This is a genomic window from Treponema bryantii (assembly GCF_036492245.1).
In the GTDB taxonomy this organism is placed as follows: Bacteria; Spirochaetota; Spirochaetia; order Treponematales; family Treponemataceae; genus Treponema_D; species Treponema_D bryantii_C.
Genome location: NZ_AP025286.1, coordinates 1,138,104 through 1,162,856, shown reverse-complemented (window position 1 = coordinate 1,162,856; position 24,753 = coordinate 1,138,104). Strand labels below are relative to the sequence as shown.

At 38.9% G+C, this 24,753-nt stretch carries 19 protein-coding genes; 6 read left to right on the top strand and 13 right to left on the bottom strand.

What is annotated here, in order from left to right; genetic code table 11:
* Positions 1 to 10 precede the first annotated feature (10 nt).
* Complete coding sequence (locus AABJ44_RS05290; RefSeq protein WP_074645522.1) at positions 11 to 355, bottom strand: FHA domain-containing protein; 345 nt, start codon at positions 353 to 355, stop codon at positions 11 to 13.
* A 17-nt stretch (positions 356 to 372) separates the two neighbouring features.
* On the bottom strand, positions 373 to 1,509 hold the full coding sequence (locus AABJ44_RS05285; protein WP_338370891.1) for an Mbeg1-like protein: 1,137 nt from the start codon (positions 1,507 to 1,509) through the stop codon (positions 373 to 375).
* A gap of 98 nt (positions 1,510 to 1,607) precedes the next feature.
* Between AABJ44_RS05285 and AABJ44_RS05280 the strand changes: the two genes are divergently transcribed.
* Complete coding sequence (locus AABJ44_RS05280) at positions 1,608 to 2,957, top strand: uracil-xanthine permease family protein (RefSeq protein WP_338370890.1); 1,350 nt, start codon at positions 1,608 to 1,610, stop codon at positions 2,955 to 2,957.
* 111 nt (positions 2,958 to 3,068) lie between these two features.
* Here AABJ44_RS05280 and AABJ44_RS05275 read toward each other — a convergent pair whose 3' ends face one another.
* The 3 genes from AABJ44_RS05275 to AABJ44_RS05265 are packed head-to-tail and all read right to left on the bottom strand — an operon-like array spanning position 3,069 to position 7,075.
* Positions 3,069 to 5,846 (bottom strand): ankyrin repeat domain-containing protein, encoded by a 2,778-nt coding sequence (locus tag AABJ44_RS05275; RefSeq protein WP_338370889.1) that lies wholly within the window; start codon positions 5,844 to 5,846, stop codon positions 3,069 to 3,071.
* Positions 5,847 to 5,903: 57 nt separating this feature from the next.
* Entirely contained in the window at positions 5,904 to 6,221 is a 318-nt protein-coding gene (locus tag AABJ44_RS05270) for a Trp family transcriptional regulator (RefSeq protein ID WP_074645529.1), read from the bottom strand.
* Positions 6,222 to 6,244: 23 nt separating this feature from the next.
* Positions 6,245 to 7,075, bottom strand: coding sequence for a P-loop NTPase (locus AABJ44_RS05265; protein ID WP_338370888.1), 831 nt, complete (start codon positions 7,073 to 7,075; stop codon positions 6,245 to 6,247).
* A gap of 138 nt (positions 7,076 to 7,213) precedes the next feature.
* Between AABJ44_RS05265 and putP the strand changes: the two genes are divergently transcribed.
* Positions 7,214 to 8,776: a sodium/proline symporter PutP gene (gene putP / locus AABJ44_RS05260; protein ID WP_338370887.1), complete on the top strand. Its 1,563-nt coding sequence runs from the start codon at positions 7,214 to 7,216 to the stop codon at positions 8,774 to 8,776.
* Here the strand turns inward: putP and AABJ44_RS05255 are convergent.
* The 4 genes from AABJ44_RS05255 to AABJ44_RS05240 all read right to left on the bottom strand — a co-directional run bounded on the left by AABJ44_RS05255 (position 8,773) and on the right by AABJ44_RS05240 (position 13,579).
* A complete protein-coding gene (locus tag AABJ44_RS05255; protein WP_074645534.1) occupies positions 8,773 to 9,999 on the bottom strand; it encodes an ROK family transcriptional regulator in 1,227 nt (408 codons plus the stop codon). The genes putP and AABJ44_RS05255 overlap by 4 nt on opposite strands.
* Positions 10,000 to 10,007: 8 nt before the next feature.
* Positions 10,008 to 10,859 (bottom strand): carbohydrate ABC transporter permease, encoded by an 852-nt coding sequence (locus AABJ44_RS05250; RefSeq protein WP_074645536.1) that lies wholly within the window; start codon positions 10,857 to 10,859, stop codon positions 10,008 to 10,010.
* Between the two features lie 12 nt (positions 10,860 to 10,871).
* A complete protein-coding gene (locus tag AABJ44_RS05245; protein ID WP_338370886.1) occupies positions 10,872 to 12,191 on the bottom strand; it encodes a carbohydrate ABC transporter permease in 1,320 nt (439 codons plus the stop codon).
* A 68-nt stretch (positions 12,192 to 12,259) separates the two neighbouring features.
* Entirely contained in the window at positions 12,260 to 13,579 is a 1,320-nt protein-coding gene (locus tag AABJ44_RS05240) for an ABC transporter substrate-binding protein (protein WP_338370885.1), read from the bottom strand.
* Between the two features lie 191 nt (positions 13,580 to 13,770).
* On the opposite strand from AABJ44_RS05240, the gene AABJ44_RS05235 reads away from it, so the two are divergent.
* The 4 genes from AABJ44_RS05235 to AABJ44_RS05220 are packed head-to-tail and all read left to right on the top strand — an operon-like array spanning position 13,771 to position 18,533.
* Complete coding sequence (locus AABJ44_RS05235) at positions 13,771 to 15,306, top strand: beta-N-acetylhexosaminidase (protein WP_338370884.1); 1,536 nt, start codon at positions 13,771 to 13,773, stop codon at positions 15,304 to 15,306.
* Positions 15,307 to 15,317: 11 nt separating this feature from the next.
* Positions 15,318 to 16,496 carry an N-acetylglucosamine-6-phosphate deacetylase gene (gene nagA, locus AABJ44_RS05230; RefSeq protein ID WP_338370883.1) on the top strand — a complete coding sequence of 393 codons (1,179 nt, stop codon included), beginning with the start codon at positions 15,318 to 15,320 and terminating at the stop codon, positions 16,494 to 16,496.
* Positions 16,496 to 17,317: a glucosamine-6-phosphate deaminase gene (nagB, locus tag AABJ44_RS05225; RefSeq protein ID WP_338370882.1), complete on the top strand. Its 822-nt coding sequence runs from the start codon at positions 16,496 to 16,498 to the stop codon at positions 17,315 to 17,317. Before nagA ends, nagB begins: the two co-directional genes overlap by 1 nt.
* A 16-nt stretch (positions 17,318 to 17,333) precedes the next feature.
* Positions 17,334 to 18,533, top strand: coding sequence for a hexokinase family protein (locus AABJ44_RS05220; protein ID WP_338370881.1), 1,200 nt, complete (start codon positions 17,334 to 17,336; stop codon positions 18,531 to 18,533).
* 15 nt (positions 18,534 to 18,548) lie between these two features.
* Here the strand turns inward: AABJ44_RS05220 and AABJ44_RS05215 are convergent, their stop codons facing one another.
* The 4 genes from AABJ44_RS05215 to AABJ44_RS05200 all read right to left on the bottom strand — a co-directional run bounded on the left by AABJ44_RS05215 (position 18,549) and on the right by AABJ44_RS05200 (position 24,459).
* Positions 18,549 to 20,975, bottom strand: a complete 2,427-nt coding sequence (locus tag AABJ44_RS05215; protein WP_338370880.1) for a glycoside hydrolase family 94 protein — start codon at positions 20,973 to 20,975, stop codon at positions 18,549 to 18,551.
* Between the two features lie 175 nt (positions 20,976 to 21,150).
* Positions 21,151 to 21,993, bottom strand: a complete 843-nt coding sequence (locus AABJ44_RS05210; protein WP_074645563.1) for a carbohydrate ABC transporter permease — start codon at positions 21,991 to 21,993, stop codon at positions 21,151 to 21,153.
* Positions 21,986 to 22,984 carry a carbohydrate ABC transporter permease gene (locus AABJ44_RS05205; protein WP_074645565.1) on the bottom strand — a complete coding sequence of 333 codons (999 nt, stop codon included), beginning with the start codon at positions 22,982 to 22,984 and terminating at the stop codon, positions 21,986 to 21,988. The genes AABJ44_RS05210 and AABJ44_RS05205 overlap by 8 nt, the downstream gene beginning before the upstream one ends.
* Before the next feature lie 131 nt (positions 22,985 to 23,115).
* On the bottom strand, positions 23,116 to 24,459 hold the full coding sequence (locus AABJ44_RS05200; protein ID WP_074645566.1) for an ABC transporter substrate-binding protein: 1,344 nt from the start codon (positions 24,457 to 24,459) through the stop codon (positions 23,116 to 23,118).
* Between the last annotated feature and the right edge of the window lie 294 nt (positions 24,460 to 24,753).

The window sequence follows — 24,753 nt, the reverse complement described above, 5'->3', positions numbered from 1 at the left end:
CTTAGTGATTTTATGAAACCACAAGATTCATGTTACCGATTGAGATTTTGTCACCAGGATTTAATTTTACATATTTTTCATTTGGAATACGAACATCATTTATAAAAGTTCCGTTTGTACTTCCAACATCTTTAATAAAATATGCATCTTTAATCTTCTGGATCATTGCATGATGACGGCTTGCAAGCTTGTTGTCAACAACTACATCATTGTCTGTATCACGGCCAATTGTAATTTTTGCAACAAGTTCAACCTTTTTATGATTAAACATAAGGTAAGATGCAGGCTTTCCTTCACCAAGAGAATCAAGATGTCGTCCTACAGGACTATTTGTTACTATTGTTGTATCACTCATACTTAAATTATAGAACCTCAACTCATTATTCGCAAATTATTTTTAAGAAGAACAAAAGGTTTAAAGATTGGAATATCATCTGTAATTACATCTTTAAACATATTTAAGATCTTTTTCATCTCATTTTTACGGGATCTGTCCAGATCGGCATAGGCAGCGAGCATTCTTGCTGTAGCTTTCAATGCATCTTTTTCAATATCACTATTTGTTTTTGCCCCAGATGCTTCCAGAATACAGAACATTGTTTCTACAAAAGTCTTTTTCTGAGCAGGCTTAAGTTTATCTACCCATTCATTAAAAGCTTTATAAAAAATCCGGCTTTCTTCTGTAAATTCAGCTTCATTTATAAACTGATTTCCCATTACCTGCCAGTTCATTGCATCATGCTGCCAGAAGGCAAAACCTTCGCTTCTTACTATTTCAAATGTCTTTGGATGATGAAAAATCATTCCTACAACCGAAAATCCTGGATAAAACGAATGAATCTTCTTTTCTACAGCCTTATATTCTTCAGATTCAAAAAAATCAGTTCCAAAACCCGGACCATCAAAATTATAAACTTCATCAATCCGATTCTGAAGTTTCTTTCCACAGTTTACAGTTGTATTTATAACAAGATTTCCACCTTTAGAGTGTCCGACTAATACAAAATCCTTCTTAAAAGCTGCGGCTGCTTCATCAAAATATTCCAGAGCATCTTTTTGTGCAGGAATTTGCTCAAGCCAGGCAATATTAAAATCTTCTTTCCAGCCAACTATTGTATCGTCTGTGCCTCTAAAGGCAATTACAGGCTTTCCATCTATTAAATAAGTAACTGCTGCAAACTGCTCAACATTTTCTTCACTAAACAGATTTCTAAATCCGCATAATTCAACATTCTTAAAACGAGGTGATTCTGCACATTTAAACATAAGTTCAGCAGTACGTTTGTTAATTAAAAATCCTATATTGATTCGCTCTTCATAATCAGGAGCATTTGAAAAGTCTTTTGCAACCTGAGCAAAGGTCTTTTTTTGTGTAAAACTCTCTGGCACTACTCTGTCGAAAATTGAATAGGTCAAATGAGCGAGAATTAAAGCATCAATTTTATTAAAAGGGACTGTTTCAAAAGATAAGTCACCTCTCCAATTCAAATAATCAAAAAAATCAGCCATAAAAACCTCATTTTTAATTATAATAGAATTTGATAATTGAATTCCATATAACAACGGATTATAATTAAAAAAATACATACAAAAAGGAGTCAATCAAAATGGATTTGATTTACGGAATCAAGGACAAGCCACGTTTTGGTAAGGTTGTGCTGTTTGCTTTGCAGCAGCTTCTCGCAATTATGGCAGCAACTATTGCTGTCCCAGCTATTATTGGACACGGACTGACAGCTTCCGCTGCTCTTTTCGGTGCAGGTGTAGGTACAATTGTTTACCTTCTCTTCACAAAGAGTTCAAGCCCTGTTTTCTTAGGAAGCTCATTTGCTTTCATTGGTTCAATGTTCAGTGCATTTGCTGGAGCTGCAACTCTCGGCCTTTCTGAGCAGGCTGGCTATTGGGGTCTTATTATCGGTGCCCTTATGGCAGGACTTGTTTATGTAATCATTGCAATAATCGTTAAATTCTGTGGTGTAGAATGGATCAATAAACTTATGCCACCAGTAATCATTGGACCTACAGTAGCAATTATCGGATTAAGTCTTTCTGGTAATGCAATCGGTGATCTTATGAAATCAAGTGTTGAAGGCGGAAGCACATATGTAGCTCTTATCTGCGGTCTTTTCACACTCGCTATCACAATGCTTTTCTCTACTTATGGTAAAAAAGTTGGAAGACTGATTCCTTTTATTCTCGGTATTCTTGCAGGTTATCTTCTTGCAACTCTCTTTGCAATTATTGGTAATCTTATTGATAATCCTGCACTCATCGTAATCAACTACGGTGCTGTAAAAGCCCTCGACTTCTCTAAGTTCTCAGGCTATATTTCACTTCCAAAGTTCACATTCCTTTTGGGTGGAACTGAAGGTCTTAAAGCTGTTTCTGGAAAATATCTATTGACTCTCTTCTCTGCTTATGTACCAGTTGCATTTGTTGTATTTGCAGAACACCTTGCTGACCACAAAAACCTTTCTGCAATTGTAGGAAAAGATCTTCTTAAAGAACCTGGTCTTACAAGAACTCTTCTTGGTGATGGTGTTGGTACAATCGTAAGTACAGCTTTCGGTGGTTGTCCAAACACAACTTATGGAGAATCTATTGGATGTGTTGCTATTACACGTAATGCTTCAACAATCTCTATCTGGGGATGTGCAATTATCTGTATTATCTTCTCTATGATTTCTCCACTCGTAGCTTTCCTTGAAACAATTCCTAACTGTGTAATGGGTGGCGTTTGTGTTGCCCTCTACGGATTCATCGCCGTTTCAGGTTTCAAGATGTTCCAGTCTGTAGACCTCAACAAGAACAAGAACCTCTTCGTAGCATCTGTAATCTTTATTACTGGTGTAGGTGGAATGGTAGTAAGCTTCGGAGCTGTTGAAATCAGAACTGTAGCATGTGCATTGATTCTTGGTATTTTGACTAACCTCATGCTCTCTAACGAAGAAGACTAATATAGCAGAACCTAAACCAAACTGCGACAGCTGATTGGTTCAGGTTCTACACTATAATGTCTCAGAGACGAGACTATACAAGCCGACTCAATAATATGAGCCGGCTTTTTTTTACTTTAAGAGCGCCGCAATTTCTGGACGGCGCCAGCGTACTGCAATTGTATACGCAGTATCACCTGATACATTTTTCACTGTCTTATCAATTCCATAAGAAATCAAAGTCTTTACCATGGCTGTATCACTGGTTTTAGCTGCATAGTGAAGGATTGTATTACCCTGAACGTCTGTCATCTTTCCTGCGTATTTTACAATATTCGAAATCATTTTCTTATTGCCTTTTTCAAGAGCAATTGAGATTCCGTTTTTACCCTTCTTATCAATCTGCTGGAATGGATTTGCTCCGTTTTCAAGCAGAACAAGTGCAGTTTTTACCGAATCAGCTTCAATTGCATAATTAAGGGCTGTATATCCGTCTGCATTTCTTGTATCTACAGGATAGCCCTCATCAATCAATGTCTGAAGGAGCTCATCAGAAGCCTTTGCTTTTACAACAATATGAACAGGTGTATTTCCATCACTGTCAGTAATTGTATAATTATTTCCAAGTACTTCACGGATTACGTTTATATCTTTCTTAACAACAATTGAGAACGGAGTATTTCCCTGTTTGTCGCGCGACAAAGGATTTCCACCTGCATTTCTGATGAGTTTAATGATATCAACATCAGCCATATAAGCAGCTTCGTGATAAGCATTGCGGCCGTTTACTTCCTGAACATTTGGATTTGCACCATACTTCAAAAGCAGCTGAACACTGTCTTTGCTGCAGCCACGAATTGCATCCATCAGAACTGTTACACCATTCGAATCACAAACATTAGGATCTGCGCCCGATGCAAGAAGTTTCTTAGCAATATCAAATTTTCCTGCAACGACAGCCTCGGCCAATGGTGATTTTCCTGATGTATTCTGTGCGTTTACATTGATTCCAAGAGAAAGAAGTTTATCAATAGAAGCAGGAGCATCCCAGCGAACAGCAGTATGCATTGCTGTACTTCCAAGATTATCGCGGGCCTGAATATCAGCTCCACAATCTACAACTGTCTGAATTACACTAGGATTATTTGTTTTTACTGCACTAAAAAGAGCTGTTTCTCCATTTGCATTTTTAGCACCAATATCAGCACCCTTCATTACAAGACTGTTAATTGCATCCTTATATTGCCACTCAGCGGCATAATGAAGAACTGTGTTTCCAGTTCCGTCTTTTGACTTGATTGTTTTAGAAGTGATGAGCCAGTCCTGAACTGTACCACCGTATTTCAAAGCAAGACGCAATGGTGAATTATTATTTGTGTTTGTAGAGAAGATATCTGCATTCTTTGCAAGAAGAAGCTCCCCTACCTTCTGACGGTTTTTAAGAATAGCAAGGAATAAAGCTGAGTTACCATCCTTATTTCTTGTATTTACATCTTTCATAAGGCTTATGATGTACTGGATTTTTGCTAATGGAGCATCACACAAAAGAGCCAGATGAAGCGGAGTATTACCATTTGAATCTGTAAAGCCAGCATTTGCTTCATTTACAACTGCTTCAAGCATTTCTGAAGAACCGGCAAGTGCAATTGAAAGTGGAGAATCGCCGTTTGTATCCTGTGTATGAATATCTGCACCGGCAGATGTAAGAAGTTTTACTGTTTCAAGATCATTTTTCTGAACAGCAATTGCAAGCGGTGTTACACCTTCCTTATTTCGGGCATTTACATCTGCTCCACCATTTATGAGAACAGAGAAAGTAGAAGCACCAACATTCAGCATTGAAGCTGTATGAAGCACTGTATCACCAAACATATCCTTCTGAGAAAGGTCTGCACGATAAGTTATAAGAAGCTTATAAATTTCTGCAGTTTTATCTTTTGGAAGAATAAGCATTACTGGTGTTTTTCCAAGATTATCACGGGCATTAACATTTGCACCGGAATTAAGCAGAGATTTTATGATTTCCACATTTCCGTAACGAACAGCTTCATGCAGAGGGGTTGCACCAGAACTGTCCTGAACGGTTGTATCAGCATTATTTTCAAGCAGATATTTTGCAATTGCATTGTGTCCGTAAATTGCGGCAAGATGAAGTGGAGTCTGACCATCATCAAAACGTGAATTAACATTACGTGCAAGCATTGCATCCTGGAAATATGAAAATTCAGTTACTACTTCATCTGCACCGCCCATAATGAGTTCTGCAGCAATTTCAACAGAATCTTCATCATCAAGATTTTCAAAAGCAACATCAAGAGGAGTTTTTCCATTATCATCTAATACAGAAATTGGAATTTCTTCAGAAATACATTTACAAATACCTTTAATATTTTTTGTTCTGACAAAATAATGAACTATTGTCTGCCCATCAACATCACGAAGCTCAGCTGCTTTTGGAGTAATGAAAATGTCATAATAATCTTCACTTTCCATAAGACCGCGGTCAAGAGCAGTTACTCCTTCACTGTCACGAGAAAAAAGTGTATTACTTATTGAAGCCAGTGTTTTTGCAGCTTCATATGAATAGTTTTTAATTGCAACATGCAGAGGTGTATCACCTTCAAAATTCTTAAGTTCAGGATCGGCTCCCTTAATGATAAAGAAAGACACAAGATCAGCATCATTAACCATTGCTGCAATATGAAGTACCGTATTTCCATTCTCATCAGCGGCATTGATATCTGCAGGCATTACAAATTCCTGCATTGCCTCTGCCTTGCGGTTCTGCATAATGAGTTGTTGAGGTGTCTGTTTTGTAGATACAGGTTTAGAAGCACAGCCGGAAAATAAAAGAAGTCCAGTTAATCCGGCAAAAGCAAGATTTTCGAATAGTGATTTTTTTCTATCCATAGTTCCCCTCTGAATATACATTTCTATTGTCTTTATCGGGGAAAAATGGACTTCAATTTACTGATTTTTTAATAATTCCAGCATTTTTCTAAAGGCGCTGTCTTCCTTATTAAGCTCACGTGAACCGCGGGTAATCTTACAAAGAGACATTGCAAACTTATTTGCAATCTCACGTTGTGTTGTACCAGCATCAATTTCCTTTACGAGCAGCCATCTGTTTGCAATATCTTTAAGTTCAGGCTTTGTAAAAAGGCAGTTGAAAAAATCATAAATAAAAGCTTCGTCACCAGACTTTAAAATAAGGTGACAAAGCTCTTTTATAGTAGCGGAAATTTCTTCCTCTGATATACCCTTTGTTTCTTTGTTATCATTCATAGAAACAAGTATATCAGAAATAATTATTTTTTCAACAGTTTTTCAACAGTCTCTGCAGCTTCCTTGAGTTCAGGAATATCCAGACTCTCAATATCACCAGCATCTACTGCACGGCTTGTTTCTTCCTGCATAGGAATGCGGGCAAGAACAGGAATATTAAAGCTCTTTGCAATCTGATCAATATTACTCTTACCGAATACTGTAATTTCTTTACCGCAATCGGGACACTTTACATAGCTCATGTTTTCAACGATTCCAAGAATAGGAATGTTCATCATATTAGCCATGTTTACAGCCTTTTCTACGATTACACGAACCAGCTGCTGAGGTGAACTTACAACAATAATTCCATCAATTGGAAGTGACTGGAAAACTGTAAGCGGTACATCACCTGTTCCCGGTGGCATATCCACGAACATAAAATCTACATCCTTCCATACAACATCTGTCCAGAACTGTTTTACAGCACCTGCAATTACAGGACCACGCCAGATAACAGGATCTGTTTCATTCTGAAGAAGGAAATTCATAGACATAAGCTGAATTCCAGAATCTGTTACAACAGGATTCAATGCATCTTCACCCTCAAGGGCTGTAGCACGCTCTTCGCCTACACCAAAACTTTCTGGAATAGAAGGTCCAGTAATATCTGCATCAAGAATAGCAGAACGGAAGCCGTCCTTATTTACACGGGCTGCAAGAAGACTTGTTACAAGAGACTTTCCTACACCGCCCTTTCCACTGACAATACCAATAACTTTTTTTACACTGCTACCAGCTCGCAGAGTTACCTGCAAATCTCTCTTTGAACAATCCTGACTGCAAGAACCGCAGTCGTGTGTACATTCTGCCATTTAAAACTCCTATATTTTAAATATACTAATGATTATCCCAAAAGACAACTGAAATCTTCGGGGATTGTATCTATTGAGAATAACAAAATTTTTAATTATACTTAAATATCTACATTATATTTAAAAGAGGTATAACAAATGACATCTCAGACAATTGCAATGATTATTGCCTTTGTTCTTTACCTTGGTCTCATGGTTTTTGTAGGCCTTCGTAATGCAAAGAGTAATAACTCAGCTGCAGACTTCTTCCTTGGCGGAAGAAAAGTCGGACCTTGGGTAACCGCCCTTTCGGCAGAAGCATCAGACTCTTCTGCATGGCTTTTAATGGGACTTCCAGGCCTCTGCTACCTCGGCGGTTTCAAAGAAACTTTCTGGACAGCCTTCGGACTTATCGTAGGAACTTACCTTGCATGGCTCTTTATTGCAAAACCATTGCGCAAATGCTCGGTAGCTTTTGGTGACTCAATCACAATCCCAGAATTCCTTACAAACCGTTTTAAAGACAAAACTCATATTCTTTCTATTGTATCAGTATTCTTTATTGTAGTTTTCTTTACTATTTATACAGCATCTGGCTTTGTAGCCTGTGCAAAACTTTTCCGCTCTGTTTTCGGACTCAGCTGGAATACAGGCCTCATTATTGGATTTGCAATCATTCTTTCTTACACAATCCTTGGTGGTTATAAAGCAGTTTGTACAACAGACTTTATCCAGGGAAGTTTGATTTTCATCGCTTTCATCATTTCTGGTATCGTAATCGTAGCAACTCTCGGAGGCTTTGGAAACGCAGTTGATCAGGTTTCAAACTTTACAAACCGCGCTCTTAACGGTGAGTTTGGTTCTGCTATGCTCAAGGCTTTCACAGGAAACAAGACTTTTACACCAATGTCTGCAATTTCTGCATTTGCATGGTGTCTCGGATACTTTGGAATGCCACACATCATCATCCGCTTTATGGGCTGCCGTTCTAACAAAGAACTTAAGACTGCACGCCGCGTAGGTATCACATGGATGATTATTTCTTACATCGGTGCAGTTCTTATCGGAACTCTCGGTACAGCATGGCTTTTGAACAAGGGTGTTATTCTTGGTGCAGATCCAGCAGAAGTTACAACAGCAGGTCTTAAGGCTCTCGGAACAGGAACTCAGGAAGCAGTATTCAGCGAAACAATGATCCGCATGTTCCCAGCTTTCATTGCAGGTATCTTCCTCTGTGGTATTCTTGCCGCAGCTATGTCTACAGCAGACTCACAGCTTCTTTCAGCTTCTTCTGCTATCGGACAGGATATTTTCAAGGGACTTATCAAAAAGGATGCAAGCGATAAGCAGGTTCTTCTTATCAGCCGTATCTGTGTATTCATCATCGCTATTGTAGGACTTCTTCTCGCCCTCAATCCAAACAGCTCAATCTTCGGACTCGTTTCTTATGCTTGGGCAGGTTTCGGCGGAACTTTTGGTCCTCTTATCATACTCGCTCTTTACTGGAAAAAAACAACAGCGCCAGGAGCAGTTGCCGGCCTTCTTGCAGGCGGTGCTACTGTAGTAGCATGGCACAATCTCCATGGCGGTATCTTTGATGTATATGAGATTCTCCCTGCATTCATTATCTGTCTTGTAGTTACAATCATCGTTTCTCTGGCAACAAAACCAGACGAAGATGTTCTCAAGACTTTTTATGAATATAAGAAATTAGAAGACTAAAACTCTAATAAACTTTTTGATCTGCTTCTTTTATGCAGATCAAAAAGTTCATCCCATTTCAAAATTGAATAAGACGGCTTAGCTTCAAGAATCTGGACTTCATATAATTTTTGAATGCACATAAGAGCCGCACCTTTAGAAATCCCAAAGGCATCATCATCCATGATCACAAGTTCAGAACCACAATAATCCATTATAGAAGTAAACTGAGGTACATTCTTTTTGATTACCTCAAGCATGAAATCCCTGCGGAATTTTGGCTGCCCGTGAACAAATACAGTTTCCGGCTCAAGCAGTGGCACCATCATAGTAAGGGTACCAAACAAATCCTTTATCCATTCAGCATAAGAATCTTCTACTGAATCAACTGTTTTTAGAACAGCCTCAGGAAGTCCGGTCTGCCCTTTCTGATAGGTTGTCCAGGAACGCGAAATATATTCACCAACACCGTAGTTTCTTCCATTGATTACACGACCATTCATAGTAATCGAAAGACCTACACCGATACCTTTCCCATAACTTTCAGGATAAGACAGCAAAGGGTTACCTGCATAGTTTCTTGCAAGTACACACAGAAAATCTTTTTTATCAGAAGATTTATTCAAAGCAAGCTGAAGCCATGAACAGCAGCGGGCATCGTTTTCCATAAAGAGAGGAATACCATAGCGCTTTCCAAGTACAGTCGCATAATCAAATTCTTTAAGACGGAATGGTGCAGAATACTTTATAACGCCATTATCAATATCAATAATACCAGGAAGACCAATGCTGATTGCAAGCGGCCGAAGGGGATTTATATTAACATCTTCCTGAATACTTTTGATTATTGTATCAACCATATAAACAAAAAGTTCTTCAGGCTTGTCTAATAAATCAGGATTTACCGGAGTTTTTCCGTCATCCTCATGAACAGTTCTTCCATCAAAAGAAACTACAGCCACATGATAACAATCAAGCTGAATCTCAATTCCTATCACGCAGCCAAAATCAGGATTCACAGAAAGGAAAACCGGCTTACGGCCTCCCTTCTCTGTTGGAATTCCTCTCTCTCCTTCGCAAATCAGATTAGACTCAACCAGCGTTCCAATAATATTCGAAACTGTAGAACGATAAAGTTCAAGTTTTCTTGCAATATCAATTCTGCTAAAGTTTGGATTCTTCCACACGGTCTCAAACACGCGTGAAAGATTCGCATTGCGCTGATAGTCATTATTTACGTGCATACTTTATTTTAACCTTTAACAGCACCAGCCGCAACACCTTTAGTAATCTGCTTTCTGAAAATACCATAGAAGATAATAATCGGAATAATGCTGATCATAAGAGCTGCAAACTGTTTACCGTAATCCGAAGCTAATGCTCCAGAGAACTTCTGTACACCGACCGGCAGAGACTTAATCTTTTCGCTGCTGGCAAGAATATTTATCAGCATGAATTCATTCCAGGTTCCGGTAATCGTAAGAATTGCCAGAGTGATTCCAACCGGCTTTGACATTGGGAATATGATATCAAAGAAAATCTGAAGGTATGGAGCCCCGTCAATTCTGGCAGATTCAACAAGAGAAGTAGGAATACTGCGGATAAACTCTGTAGTAAGGTAGATTCCCATTGGCATACCTATACCGATATAACAAATAAGAACTCCAAGTCTTGTATCATATAGTCCTGTCCAGTTTGCCATAAAGAACAGAGGAATCATAATACACTGCAATGTAATCAGAACTCCAATAACAAACGACTTGTAGATAACACCTGTAGATTTATTCGGAAGTTTTGCAAATGCAAATCCCGCAGCAATAGAAAAATACAGAATTGCAATTGTAGAAATACCGGTATAAAAAAGGCTGTTCAAAAACAGACTTCCAAACTTTCCTCGTATCCAGGCATCAACATAGTTTCTCCACCACCATACCTGCGGAAGTGCAAGCTTACTTGTCATCTGATATTCCTGAGTTGTTTTGAAAGATGAAAACAGAAGCCAGAAAATCGGATACAATGCCATAAAGGTAAAGAAAATCAAAATAATATAAATAATAGTCTGAGCAATAATATGCTTTGGACCTTTCTTTTCAAATACATTCATTTTCCAGTCCTCCTATTCTTCCTTTGCGCCAAATTTCTTTTCCAGTGTTTTTACAATTCCAATCAGGATAAGACTGATTACAACCATGATTGTAGAAATTGTATTTGCCATAGGATAATCTGAAGCACCGCGGAATGCCTTATCAAACATATAAAGAGAAAGAACATAAGTCTGCTTTGCAGGACCTCCGCCAGTCATAACGTAGATAAGGTCAAAAGATTTCAACGAACCGGAAATTGCAAGAATTGCACTGATAACAAATACACCGGAAAGCTCAGGGAATATGATATGCCAGAGTACCTGCCACTCAGTTGCACCGTCTATAGTTGCTGCCTCCATAATCTGAGGATCAATCTTCTGAAGGTTTGCCATAAAGATGATTAAGTAAGTTCCCGTGTACATCCACAAAATTACAAACAGAACCGGAATCATTGGCTGTGAGTTCATTGTCCATTCATAAGCTGGATTAAACCACTTCATGATTTCTGTCCAGGCTCCGTGAGAAGAAAAGAAGGTCTGGAACAAAATACCGATTACTACTGTAGAAATTACACAAGGAAGATATATCATAGTCTGGAAGAAGTCTCTGCCCTTTACAAGCCCACGTGTCAAAACATAAGCAAGGAAGAAACCAAGAGGAAGCTGACCAAAAACAGAAACTAAAACAATCCAGAAGTTATTTTTCAGAGAGATATAGAAATACTGATCTGAGAATACCTTCATATAATTTTTCAGGCCAACAAACTTTAAAGCACCAGCTTCAAAAAGTGATCCACCTGAATAATTTGTAAGACTCAGAACAACGGAGAAAATTGATGGAAAAGTCATTACTCCAAAGTAGAATACAATTGCAGGAAGAGAAAGCATCCAGTATGCACGCTTTTCTTCTTTTTTTGTTGATAGATTTTCACCAAGCAGAGTTGAATACAAATAAAGAATTACATAAGCTGCAATTCCGTAAATCATAAAATAAAAGCCTGCTGATAAATCAACATCTTCATCGGTAAACTTTTTTACTGCAATAAAAGCAAAAAGAGTTGAAATAATCACAAGCCCCATTAAAGCCCAGTCGACCACTGCAGCTGATGAAGTGTAATTATCTTTTTTCCCACGAATAAAATAAATAGAAGAAAATACGATAGAAGCAGCAATTGCCAGAAAGCTTATAATAAGTGCAACTCCAATCGAAGTATACAAAGCACCCTCTCCGGCACCAAGGAAATATATAAATGCAGCAAATCCGTTTGCTTCATCAAAAACTGGAATACAGTAGCCCAGCACAGAAAGCAGGAGACAGGCCTTGCTAATAAGGATCAGGTTCTTTTTATTCATATTTTTCGCCCTTATAAAAAAGGCTTCCGGTGGAAAGGAATTACCGGAAGCCTGAAAGTTAGTTTTTATTATTTGCTTGCATCCCAGGCAGCCTGTACATCTTTACAAACCTGCTCAGGAGTTTTCTTTCCAAGTCCTAATGCCTGAAGATCAGCATTGAGTACAGAAGGAACATCACCTTCAAATACGCTGTCGAATACAGGAGTAGAAATTGTTTGTGCAGTATAGAACTGAGCTCTCTTCTGAGAAAGAGGTTCAATATTGTCATATTTAATTCCACTGTTCAAAGAAGGGAATGAAGCTCCAGTATCAAGTCTTCTCTGCTGAACATAAGGTCCTGAAAGCCACTTAATGAGTTCCCATGCAGCCTTTTCTTCTTTAGAACCTTTCTTAAGCTTTGAGCTCATACCATATCCAACACCAAGAGTTGAAGAGTTAGAACCGTGAATCTTTTCACCAGGAATTTCAGGGAAGTTGATGAGTTCAATGTTCTTTTTCTGATCAGCAGGAGGAATGAGAGCCTTTCCAGTAGAAGTATCTGTAAGGAATGCACCTACACGCCAGTCACCATCAATAAGATAAGCACCCTTCTTAGAAGCAAACTGACCAACTACATCACCATAAGATGTTGCAAGAGTCTTCTGTGAAAGAACGCCATCATCATAAAGTGTCTTAATGAATTTTACTGCATCAAGGAATGATTTGTCTGTGAACTTAGCCTTTCCTGCTTTAATCTTATCTGCCCAGTCTGCACCACCGAAACGTCCTGCAACGGCAGAGAAGAGACAAGACTGCATTACCCAGTCATCCATGTTAGCCATAAGAATTGTTTCATATCCCTTTGCCTTAAGAACAGGAACCTGAGCCTTAAGTTCATCATATGTCTTTGGAATAGAAAGGCCACAATCTTCAAGAACTGCCTTATTTACATAAAGCATGTGGCTTACTGTAAGTCCAAATGGAATTTCTGCAACATAACCAGATGCCTGAGCTGCAGGATCAACACAAGCTTTGCTGTAATCATTATAAATTCCATCCTTCTTCATAAATGGAGTAAGGTCCTTTGCAAGTTTCTTTTCATGAATAGCAGATGAACGTCCAGCTGGCCACATATAGAATACATCTGGCATTTTTCCTGAAGCTGCATAGGCTGCAGTTTTCTGATGGAAAGGTTCGTTGAAAAGTACCTCACGTTCAATCTTAATATCCGGATGTGCAGCTTCGAATGCTTCCCAAATCAGCTTGTTATCCTCAAATGAGTTTGGAGCTGTTGCATCCTGATAATCCAAAACAGTAATAACTGTCTGCTTAGTTTTTTTGTCGCCCAGCGCATAAACAGAGCCAAGCACTGCTGCCGCTACCATTACGGCTGTTACCATTTTTTTCATAGGGTTCCTCCAATTGGTCATAGGTTATTGTACAACCTTTGTACTTACCTACATCCTAAACCCGGTTATTCAGTATTGTCAATCAAATTTTTTGTTAATTTTATTGAATTTTAGGGAATTTCCACCATTTTTTAGCGTTTTGTTTGTTTTTTCTCTGTACTTACATAAAAAGTTGATTTATAATTCGAGCTATGGACAACAGAATAACAATCATTCCAAAACCGCTTTCAATTGAAACCGGGAATAAAATTATAAATATCCGCACAAAATCAGTTTCTATATGTATAAATACAGACTCTAAGGCTGATTTATACAAAACAGCAGTGACAGCATTCGAAGTTGCTGGAATAAAAACATCAGATAAAGGAATATCTGTTTTTATAGAACTTCAACCACAAGATAAAAAACAGGAAATAAATGAAGGCTACAATCTTACGCTTTCTGATGATGGAATCAGAATAAAGGCAGAAAGCCTGAATGGAATCTTCTATGGATGTATCAGTGCAGCTCAGCTTCTTTCTGGAACAGATAACGAACTTCCCGAGCTGAATATTACTGATCAGCCTGTACACAGCTGGAGAGGCTTTTTACTTGATACAAGCCGTTCCTTCTACTCAACAGCATTTATAAAGAAAATGCTTGATGCCTGCGCTTTGCATAAACTCAACATATTCCACTGGCATCTTACAGATGACCAGGGGTGGCGTTTTGAAGTTCCTGGCTACCCTCGCCTTACAGAAATCGGATCAAAAAGACAGGATTACACAATGCCAGCTTCAGAGGATGGTTTTTATGATGAAGAAAAACTTATCCGCCGCTGGTACACAGATGAAGAAATAAAAGAAATCATCCGTTATGCACAGGAACGCTGCATTCAGATTATTCCTGAAGTTGAGTTCCCGGGACACTCTTCTGCCCTTCTTGCAGCTTATCCGGAATATGGTTGTACTGGCGGACCTTATCAGGTAGAAAACAGATGGGGTATTTTTCCTGATGTTCTCTGTCTGGGAAATGATAATATTTTTACTATTTATGAAGTAGCCCTTAAAAAGATTACAGAACTATTTCCTTCTGATTATATTCATATTGGTGGAGATGAATGTCCTCATGAACGTTGGGAAATATGTCCAAAATGTCAGGCTCGAATGAAAACAGAAGGTTTAGATTCTGCTGCTCAACTTCAAGCCTGGGGCACTACTAAAATAGCCTCAATGGTAGCAAAACTTGGAAAGGTTCCTATCGGCTGGGATGAAGTACTTGATAATAACAAGCACAATAAACTCCCTGACAATGTTATCGTTCAAAGCTGGAGAGGAACAGAAGGAGGTATAAAAGCAGCCTCTCTCAATCATAAAGTAATAATGTCCCCAACACAGCGTTTCTATCTGAATCTAAAAAATAAAGATTCGTTTGAAGAACCAGGAAGACTTGGAGTAACTACTACAAAAAAAACCTACACCTTCTCTCCTGCAGGAAAAGAATTAAAACTTGAAAATCCAGAACAGCGCAAATTGATTTTAGGTGGAGAATGTACACTCTGGACTGAAAAACTTCCACACTCACGAAACGCAGAATACCTGCTTTTCCCAAGATTCTGTGCTGCTGCAGAAACACTCTGGCTTCCGGAAGAAAAAAAAGATTTTGAAGATTTTAAACAGAGACTTGAATATCATAAAAAACTTTTACATCAGCTTGATTACCGCTACTACGAAGGAGAACTTGAATAGGAGGTGTAAAGATGACAATTTGTATTCATAACGGAATAGTTCTTTCAGGACTCACAAGCAACACCCAGCGTTCTGCAGTTCTGATAGAGGATTCTAAAATCAAGGATACTTTTAGTGAAGAACGTTTCAATAAAATGAACTTCGGCCCTGAAGTGAAACTTATTGACGCTAAGGGTAATTACATAATGCCCGGCTTTATAGATACACATATTCATGGCTTTAAGGGAAATGGAACAGATACCTGTACAACAGAGGGCATTCTTCAAATGTCAAAGGATCTTGCTCAATACGGAGTAACCGCCTTTAATCCCACAATGTACGCTTCTGAAACAGAAGAAATGAAAACAAAACTCAAGGCAATTGTTGCTGCAATGGGACACGAAGAAGGAGCCCGTATTATGGGAGTTCATCTTGAAGGTCCTTTTATTTCTCCTGAGCGGCTTGGAGTACAGCGTCCAGAAACAGTAAAACTCCCGGACATTAAACTTTTTGATGAACTTTGGGAAGCCGCAGAAGGACATATTGTAAATATGACCGTTGCGCCTGAACTAAAAGGAATGCGTGAACTTGCTCTCCACTGTATTGAAAAAGGAATTATATTACAGGCCGGACATACAAATGCCCAATATGAAAATATTGTAGAGGGCATTCAGGTGGGTATTCTGCATTCAACACATTTCTTTAATGCAATGAGTCAGCTTCATCACAGAAACCCTGGAACAGTCGGAGCAATTCTTATACATCCAGAAGTTTCCTGTGAGATAATTGCCGACGGTGTACATGTTCATCCTGACCTGTTTAAGCTTCTTGGCCGCGATAAAAACCGTGCTCAGATAGTTCTCGTTACAGATGCGCTTACTCCGACAGAACAGAAGGGAGAACATCTTTTTGCAAACGGTGAAGAAGTTGTATTTAAGGACGGGTGCTTTCATCGAAAAGCAGATGATGTAATAGCAGGCTCTTCACTTACAATGAAAAAAGCAATCAAAAACATTGTGCAATTTGGATATCCGCTTACAGATGCAATTAAGTTTGCTTCTGTAAATCCTGCAAGAATTATGAAATACACTCATAAAGGAATTCTTTCCCCAACCTATGACAGTGACATTCTTGTTATGGATAAACTGTTCAGTATTAAGCTGGTTATGATTGAAGGCAAAATCGTGAAAAATAAACTGGAGGTACAATAATGAGACTTATAATCAAAAATAACTACAAGGAATGTGCAAAGTGGACGGCAGATTATATAGCCGGTAAAATTCATTCAGCTGCCCCTACTCCAGAAAAACCTTTTGTTATTGGATTACCTACAGGAAGTACACCTCTTGGAGTATATGAACGGCTTATTGAATTAAACAATAAGGGACTCATATCATTCCAGAATGTCATTACTTTTAATATGGACGAATATGTAGGACTTGATGAAAACCATCCGCAAAGCTACCACTATTTTATGTGGCAGAATTTCTTCAGTAAAATCGATATCAAAAAAGAAAATGTTCATATTCTTGACGGAACAGCGGAAGACCTTCAGAAAGAATGTGAGAATTATGAAAAGATGATTAAAGAAGCCGGCGGAATTGATCTGTTCCTGGGTGGCTGCGGAAATGACGGACACATTGCATTTAATGAACCGGGTTCTTCACTCACCTCTTATACAAGAATGAAAACCCTTACAGAAGATACAATAAAAGCAAATGCAAGATTCTTTGACGGTGACTGTACAAAAGTCCCAAAAACAGCCCTTACAGTTGGAATTGGAACAATCACAGATGCAAAAGAAGTTCTTATTATGATGACAGGGCTGGCAAAAGCAGATGCCCTCCAGCACGCAGTTGAAGAATCAGTTTCACAGATGTGGCCGGTTACAATACTTCAGATGCATAAAAGTGCACTTATTATTGCTGATGATGAATGTACAGATAAACTACGTGTTGGAACAGTAAAATATTTTAAGGGAATTGAATCAAAAATCACAGATTCCTTTGAATCAATTTTCTCTAACAAATAAATTTCTGGAGTTAAAAATGGATATTTCAGACGAGACACAGAACTTTCTTGAACGTCACAATTTTACTTTAAACATTGCTGATAATCTTCATAAGAAAATTATTGAAGATATGAAAAAAGGTTTGAAAACAGGCGGTTCTGACCAGGCAATGATAAAAGCAGGCAGTGCTGCAGTTCGTAAAATTAAAGAAGGTGAAAGTGCCATTGTGATTGATGCAGGCGGTACAAACTTCCGTTCCTGTATTGTTACAAAAACAAAAGACGGTATTGAAATATCAGATTTCGAGAAAACGGTGATGCCTGCCATTGACCGTGAACTCAACAAAAAACAGTTTTACCAGGCCATAGCACAGAATATTTCACGTCTTAAAGACCGCTCAAACAAAATCAGTTTCTGCTTCAGTTACGCAATGGCAATTACAGAAGACGGAGATGGAAAAATCATCCGTTTCTCAAAAGAAGTAAAAGCTCCGGAAGCGGTTGGAACATATCTTGGAAAAGAACTGTTAGCAGAACTCAAAATTCAAGGTTGGACAAAAATCAAAAAAATAAATGTTTTGAATGATACAACAGCCCTCCTGCTTTCAAGCTTTGTTGAAAAATCAGAAAAGAACTGGGGCGCACATCTTGCTTTTATTCTTGGAACCGGAATGAACAGTGCATACATTCAAAACAAGCGGATTATAGTAACAGAATGCGGAATGTTTTCTAATCTTCCTCAAAGTGATTTTGACAAAACAGTCTGCAGCAGAACAACGCAACCGAACCAGTCCCTTATGGAAAAAATGTGTTCAGGAGCATATCTCGGAAATATTGCAACAGAGATGGTAAAAACAGCAGTTAGAGAAGGATTCTTCTCTCCTTCGTATGCAGCACCAGAGTATTTTGATACAAAAGATTTTGATAAATATTTCGCAAAAACAGAGAAAGAACTTTCATCGGACGAACTGAAATTAAAAGAACTCTTTTACGTAATTATTACCCGCTCGGCAAAACTTTCAGCAGAAGCAATTTACGCTGCAGCGTTCTGTTCAGACAAAGAAAAAGAGGAGCTTCCAATCTGCATTACCTGTAACGGCAGCACCTTCTGGAAAACTCCCCTTCTAAAACAAACTGCTGAAGCCCGTCTGAAAGACCTGCTCCAGCAGCCTTTCGAAATTATTCAAATTGACGACGACATCACTAAAGGAAGCTTTGCCGCCGCATTCATCGATTAAGTATATCGATCAGACTTAAACACGCTCAACAGGTGAAGACTTAGCATCCTTACCCATGTAAGCAACAATCTTACTGCCGTCTTTGAGTTCACTTACAGGAATTACTGCAGCATCGATACGCTTTCCGTCTACTTCGATATATTCAATACCTTTGCAAACGTGCTGTGGATTCTTTACTTCAATATGAAGATTCATCTTTCTCCAGCGGCGCTCTACTGTAAAGCCGTCCCAGTCGTGTTTGATACATGGATCAATTAAAAGACCATCATACTGTGGCTTAATTCCGAGCATATATTGAGTGATAGCATAGTAAGACCATGTACCGGCTCCAGAAAGCCATGAAGTACGTGTGTTACCAGGGCGCTTGCTGAAGGTAGAATAAGTTGTCTGTCCTACTACATATGGTTCGCTCTGGCGGATTTCTGCCTTGTCATTATATGCAGCAGGAATAGATGCTTTGCAGTACTCGTAAGCACGGTCACCGTTTCCAAGCATTGTTTCAGCAATTACCCCCCAACCCTGTGTATGGTTGAAGATACCTGCATTTTCCTTGATACCAGGAAGGAATACTACAGAAGACATGATGTCTGAGCGAGTCTTTACGAATGGAGGCGCACAGAGCATAAGTCCGTAAGGAGTTGCAAGTTTTTCTTTTACAGATTCCATACAGATGCGAGCCTGTTCTGCAGTTGCAGCAGAAGACATAACAGCCCAAACCTGAGTATTAAAGTAAATCTGTCCTTCTTCAATTGTCTGAGTTCCATAAACAGTTCCATCCTCGCCTACAGCCCAGATAAACCACTTACCATCCCAGCACTTCTTCTGGATATTAGCATCAAGTGTATCACGCTCTTTCAAAGCCCATGCAGCTTCGTCCTTCTTTCCAAGACGTTCAGAAATATCAGCATAAGTTGTAAGACCAAGACGCAGCTGGAAAGCAACGAACAAAGATTCACCATGATAGCCGAGTTTAAGACAGTCGTTCCAGTCAGCCAAAAGTCCACAAGGAAGTCCGTCTGCGCCCATTCTCTCAAGGTTAAATTCAAGGGCACGCTTAAGGTGTCCGTATACAGTTGCTTCTCCGCCATCAGCGTATGGAACTACTTTGTTATAGAAATCAAAGTTTCCTGATTCTGCTACATAGCAAGGAACAGCATTGAAGAACCATTCACAGTCATCCGAACGGAACTCTTCCGGCTTTGGAGTCTTCTCGTGCCCGGCATTGAAGTCCTTAGAAATTACAGGAACAGCACCACCATTCTGGCACTGACCAGAAATCATACGTACAAGACGTTCCTCTGCTTCTTCTGGAATTGCAGCAGAAACGCCAAGAATATCCTGTACAGAGTCGCGGTAACCAAGACCATCGCGTTCTCCGTTGTATACAAGAGAAGCTGCACGAGACCAGGCAAATGTAATCAAACAGTTATAAAGTCCCCATACGTTTACAGTATGGTTAATATCTTCATCTGGAGTAATAGCCTTGAAAGAACCAAGCTTTGCATGCCAGTTGTTTACAAGTTTTTCAAACTCTTCATCTGCACGTTTGAAAGTACCGAACTCATTTACAATCTTCTGACCTACAGCAAGAGCATCATCAATACCAAGCATAAGCATGATTTCTTTTGTTTCACCTGGCTGCAATTCAAGGTCCCCCTGAACTGTACCACAAGAGTTATCACCAAATGCTTCAGAGTTTGTACAAGCTCCGTCTACAACAGCTTTTGGATGCTCATAGCTTCCGTAAGTTCCGATAAAGGCTTCGCGGCTTGTATCAAAACCAGTCATTGGAGTACCAATAAGAGCAACCCATTCGCTCATATAAGCACCACCAACCTCGTATTCAGGATGCTGAATGTAAAGGTTATCCTGAATTGAATAACGGAGAAGATTATCACCTACTTTTTCACCCTTTACAATAAAGAGCGAATACTGAAGGTTTACCTGATCCTGTGTTGTATTCCACTGGTTAGAAAATTCACAGTAAGAGAATACGCGGATTTTACGTACCTTGTCAGAAGTATTTGTTACCTTAAGACGCCAGTACTCAAAGTTCTGTCCAAGCGGAACATAGTATTTTGTTTCACTCTTAATTCCCTTGTATTCAGAAGTAATAGTTGTATATGCAGTACCATGACGACATTCACTCTTATACTGATCAAGAGGTTTACCAACTGGCTGCCATGATGCAGACCAGAAATCTCCATCTTCCTGATCGCGGAGATAGAAATAACGTCCTGGCTGATCCATAGGAACTGCGTTAAAACGAAGACGCATAAATCGTCCCTGAGCACCAGATTTATAGAAGCCATAGCCACCGGCATTGTTTGTAATTACAGCACCATAAACTGTAGAGCCAAGATAATTACTCCAGCTTGTAGGAGTGTCCGGGCGTGTGATGACATACTCTGCTTTGTCATCGTCAAAATATCCGTATTTCATTTCCCTTCCTTCGTCATCATTTACGACAACGTTTTCTTAATCATATAAGTTTACTTCATAAAATGCCATAAGTCCATAATGGATTTTTCCTACATGATAAAAATTTAAATACCTAAAAAAAAAGACCGTGATGGTCTTTCCAACACGGTCTTTTTTGAATTTCCAGTAAAAAAAATTAACCTTTTACAGAACCCATTGCAACACCCGCAACAATGTACTTAGAAAGAATCAAGTAAACAATGATAAGTGGGAGTGCTGTAAGAGTAAGTCCAAGATAAACACTACCATATTCTGTACGGTAAATATCACCACGAAGGAGAGATACCATGATAGGAAGTGTATATTTATCCTGCTTTGTAAGAAGAATAAGTGGCTTGAACAAATCGTTCCAGCTTGTTACGAAACTGAAGATTGCCTGTGTAGCAATAGCTGGTTTCATAATTGGGAGAACGATTACATTAAATGTAAAGAATTCTTTTGCACCGTCAATACGAGCAGATTCTACCAGTGATGGAGAAACAGAAGGTTTCATATACTGACGCATAAAGAATACCAGCGATGGAGCAGCCATTGCAGGAAGAATCAGCATAAGGAATCTGTTTGTCATATGAATCTTATAAACCATCTGATAGAAACCAATAATTGTGATTGTTGCAGGAATCATCATGATAGCCATGATAAAACTGAAGAATGCATTCTTAAGCTTCCAGTCATACATTACAAGTGCATAAGCTGTAAGTGTTGAGAAGTACAATGTAATACCTGTAATACCACAAGAAACGATCAATGAGTTCAAGAAACCTTTTGCAGGGTTAAAGCTCTTAGATGTAAGAACTTTCCAGTTATTCAAAAGGAATTTTGAAGGAATAAATGAAACCGCATGCTGCTGAATCTCGTAAGTAGAACGTGTAGAGTTTACGAACATGATAATGAATGGCATGATGCTCAAAATAGAAAGTATAATACATACTATCATTATCAATATCTTATAAATCTGAACATTAGATTTGTTACTCATTTTTAACTCCTTTTGCTTCAAGTTTCATAGCCTGCTTGCGAGCTTTCAATGCCTGCTTCTTAAGCTTCTTAACTTTAACTTCTTCCTTATCTCTCATAGAGAAGAAGAGAGCTGCAGAACAGATTACGATAATGATGAACATAATCATAGAAAGTGCAGAAGCTCTGTTATACATATATCCGCCCTTGAAGGCCATAGTATAAATAAGAACGCTTGTAGTCAAAGTTGCGTTATCTGGACCACTATCGCGAACAAAGAGGTTTGGAATATCGAACATATTCAAACCACCAATAAGTGATGTTACGAGAGTGAACAGAAGAATTGTCTGGATACTTGGAATAGTAATCTTCCAGAATACCTGCCATCCGTTAGCACCGTCGATATCTGCGGCTTCAAAGATTTCAGGGTTAATACCAAGAACACCAGAAATAATGATAATCATTGTATATCCGTACCACATCCAGGTCTGGATAAACATAACGATTCCCTGTGCAACTGCTTTATTCTGAAGGAAGAAATATGGTTTTTCAATGATGTGGAAACGAGTAAGAACATCGTTTACAGGTCCCATTGGATAACCAAAAAGAGCACCGAACAAAATAGCAACTGTTGCAGCTGTAATAATATTTGGCATATAGAAAAGTACTTTAAATGCTCCCTCTCCAGGTACTTTAACACGGCGGTTAGTAAACCATGCAGAAAGCAAAAGTGCAAGAATCATCTGTGGAATAAAGTTGCAAACCCAAAGTTTAATTGTATTCTTTAAAGCTGTATGGAAGGTCGGCAATGTAAGAATTGTTTTATAATTGTCAAAGAAATGAGAACCTTTTAAGAAACTCCAAGTTGTTTTACCTACACCTCTTAAGTCTGTAAAACCGATAATTGCAGTATATAAAGTTGGATATAAACTGAAAATTAAGTACGCAAGTACAAAAGGAATACTAAATATATAGCCATATTTAGCATAACTGATACTTCCTTTTTTTTTCATTGTAGGACACCTCAAAATGATTTAATCTTTTTTTAAGAAATTCAAAACTTTTTTATATGAAATAAACTCTAAAATAGCACAAATCAGGGCTGTCTTACGACAGCCCTGAACATTAAGCGAATGTCAGTCTATTACTCAACACCAAGCTTATCAGCTACGTTCTGCTTGAAGTCTTTGATAGCAGCGTCGCGGCTCTTCTGTCCGTTAGCATAAGCACGAACCTGTTCACGCCAGAGAGAGTTGATTGTCTCATCATACTGTGTAAGGTTCTTACCGTTAGCGTACTTGTTAGCTGGTACGAAGTATTCGAACATGTTCTGTCCACCGAGGAATGAAAGTTCACCGTTAGACTTAGCCATTACAACACCTGAAGATACTGTATCTTTTGTTCCACCTTCGCCATTGAGTGTACCGTTAGCCCACTTGTAAAGGAGACCATCGTTAGAAGCATCAAGTGTGATCCATTCGATGAGTGTCTTTACAGCGTTCTTCTTAGCAGCTGGCATATTCTTGTTAGCAAGTACCCATGTACCACCCCAGAAGAATCCGATAGGTGAGTTACAAACTGCCCAGTCACCATATGTACCTTCACCAACTTTTGATCCACCGCAGTTTGGAGCGAGTGTGTAGTTGATAAGCCAAGCTGGTCCGAAGAATCCGAAACATGGTTTAGCACCAGTGTCTTTCATGTCAGCGAACCAAGCGTCTGTCCAGTCCTGTGTCTGGTTAGACCAACCTTTGTCTGTAAGTTTCTTAGAGAAGTCGATGAATGCTTCACGTTTTGGATCGATGTAAAGTTTTCCGTTTACAATCCAACCCTTGTCTGAAGAGTTCTCGAAAGCGTGCCATGGATCACCGTCGCCAGAAACGATAGCTACACCAGCAGCAGCAAGCTTTTCAGCAGCAGCTTCGAAAGCTGTCCAGTTTCCTGAACCACCACCAATAATTGACTGAATAGTTTTTGGATCATCTGATCCGAATACTTTCTTAGCAATAGAACGACGATAGATGAAACATCCACCTGTTGTCTGATAACCAAGAGCGTCAACCTGACCACTTGTGTTAGATCCGATATCTACAGTATAAGGAGCGATTTCTGCAGCCTTGATCTTAGCATCGATATCGATTCCGAGATCCTTATAAGGCATAGCATACTGCTGCATATCACCCTGTGAATATTTAAGGATGAATGCTGCTTCAGCTGCATACATATCAGGAGCATCTGCACCACCACTCATAAGAGCCTGGTCGAGAGCTGGCTGATAAGCACCCTCTGTTGTAGCGATAATTGTCTTGTTTACAGTGAAACCGCAGTCTGGATGATCAGCGATATACTTTTCAACCATTCCTGGAATCTCGTCAGTGAATGACCAGAGATTAACTGTTACAGGACCCTTTGCAGCTTTCTTTGAACATCCTGTGAACAAAGCAGCAGCAACTGTAAGAACACACAATACTGATAGGATTTTTTTCATTTTCCTTTCCTCTTGTAAAAAGTTTTTTTTATATTAGGGAATAACCCCTAACTAAATCAATTGTAACTCATATCCATTTTTTTTGCAAAAAAAAAATAGCGAATTTCCTTGAAATTCAGACATATTAAACGTTTAACTTAATAATTTTTTGTTTCGAAAACGTTTTCTTTACGAACTACAACGTTTTCTTAAAGTTAAATGTGGGTTAAAATCTGCGTTTTTTTATAAAAAAACGTTTTTTTTCCATATATTTATTATATTATTTTGACATTCAGCAAAACTATGGTATCATTT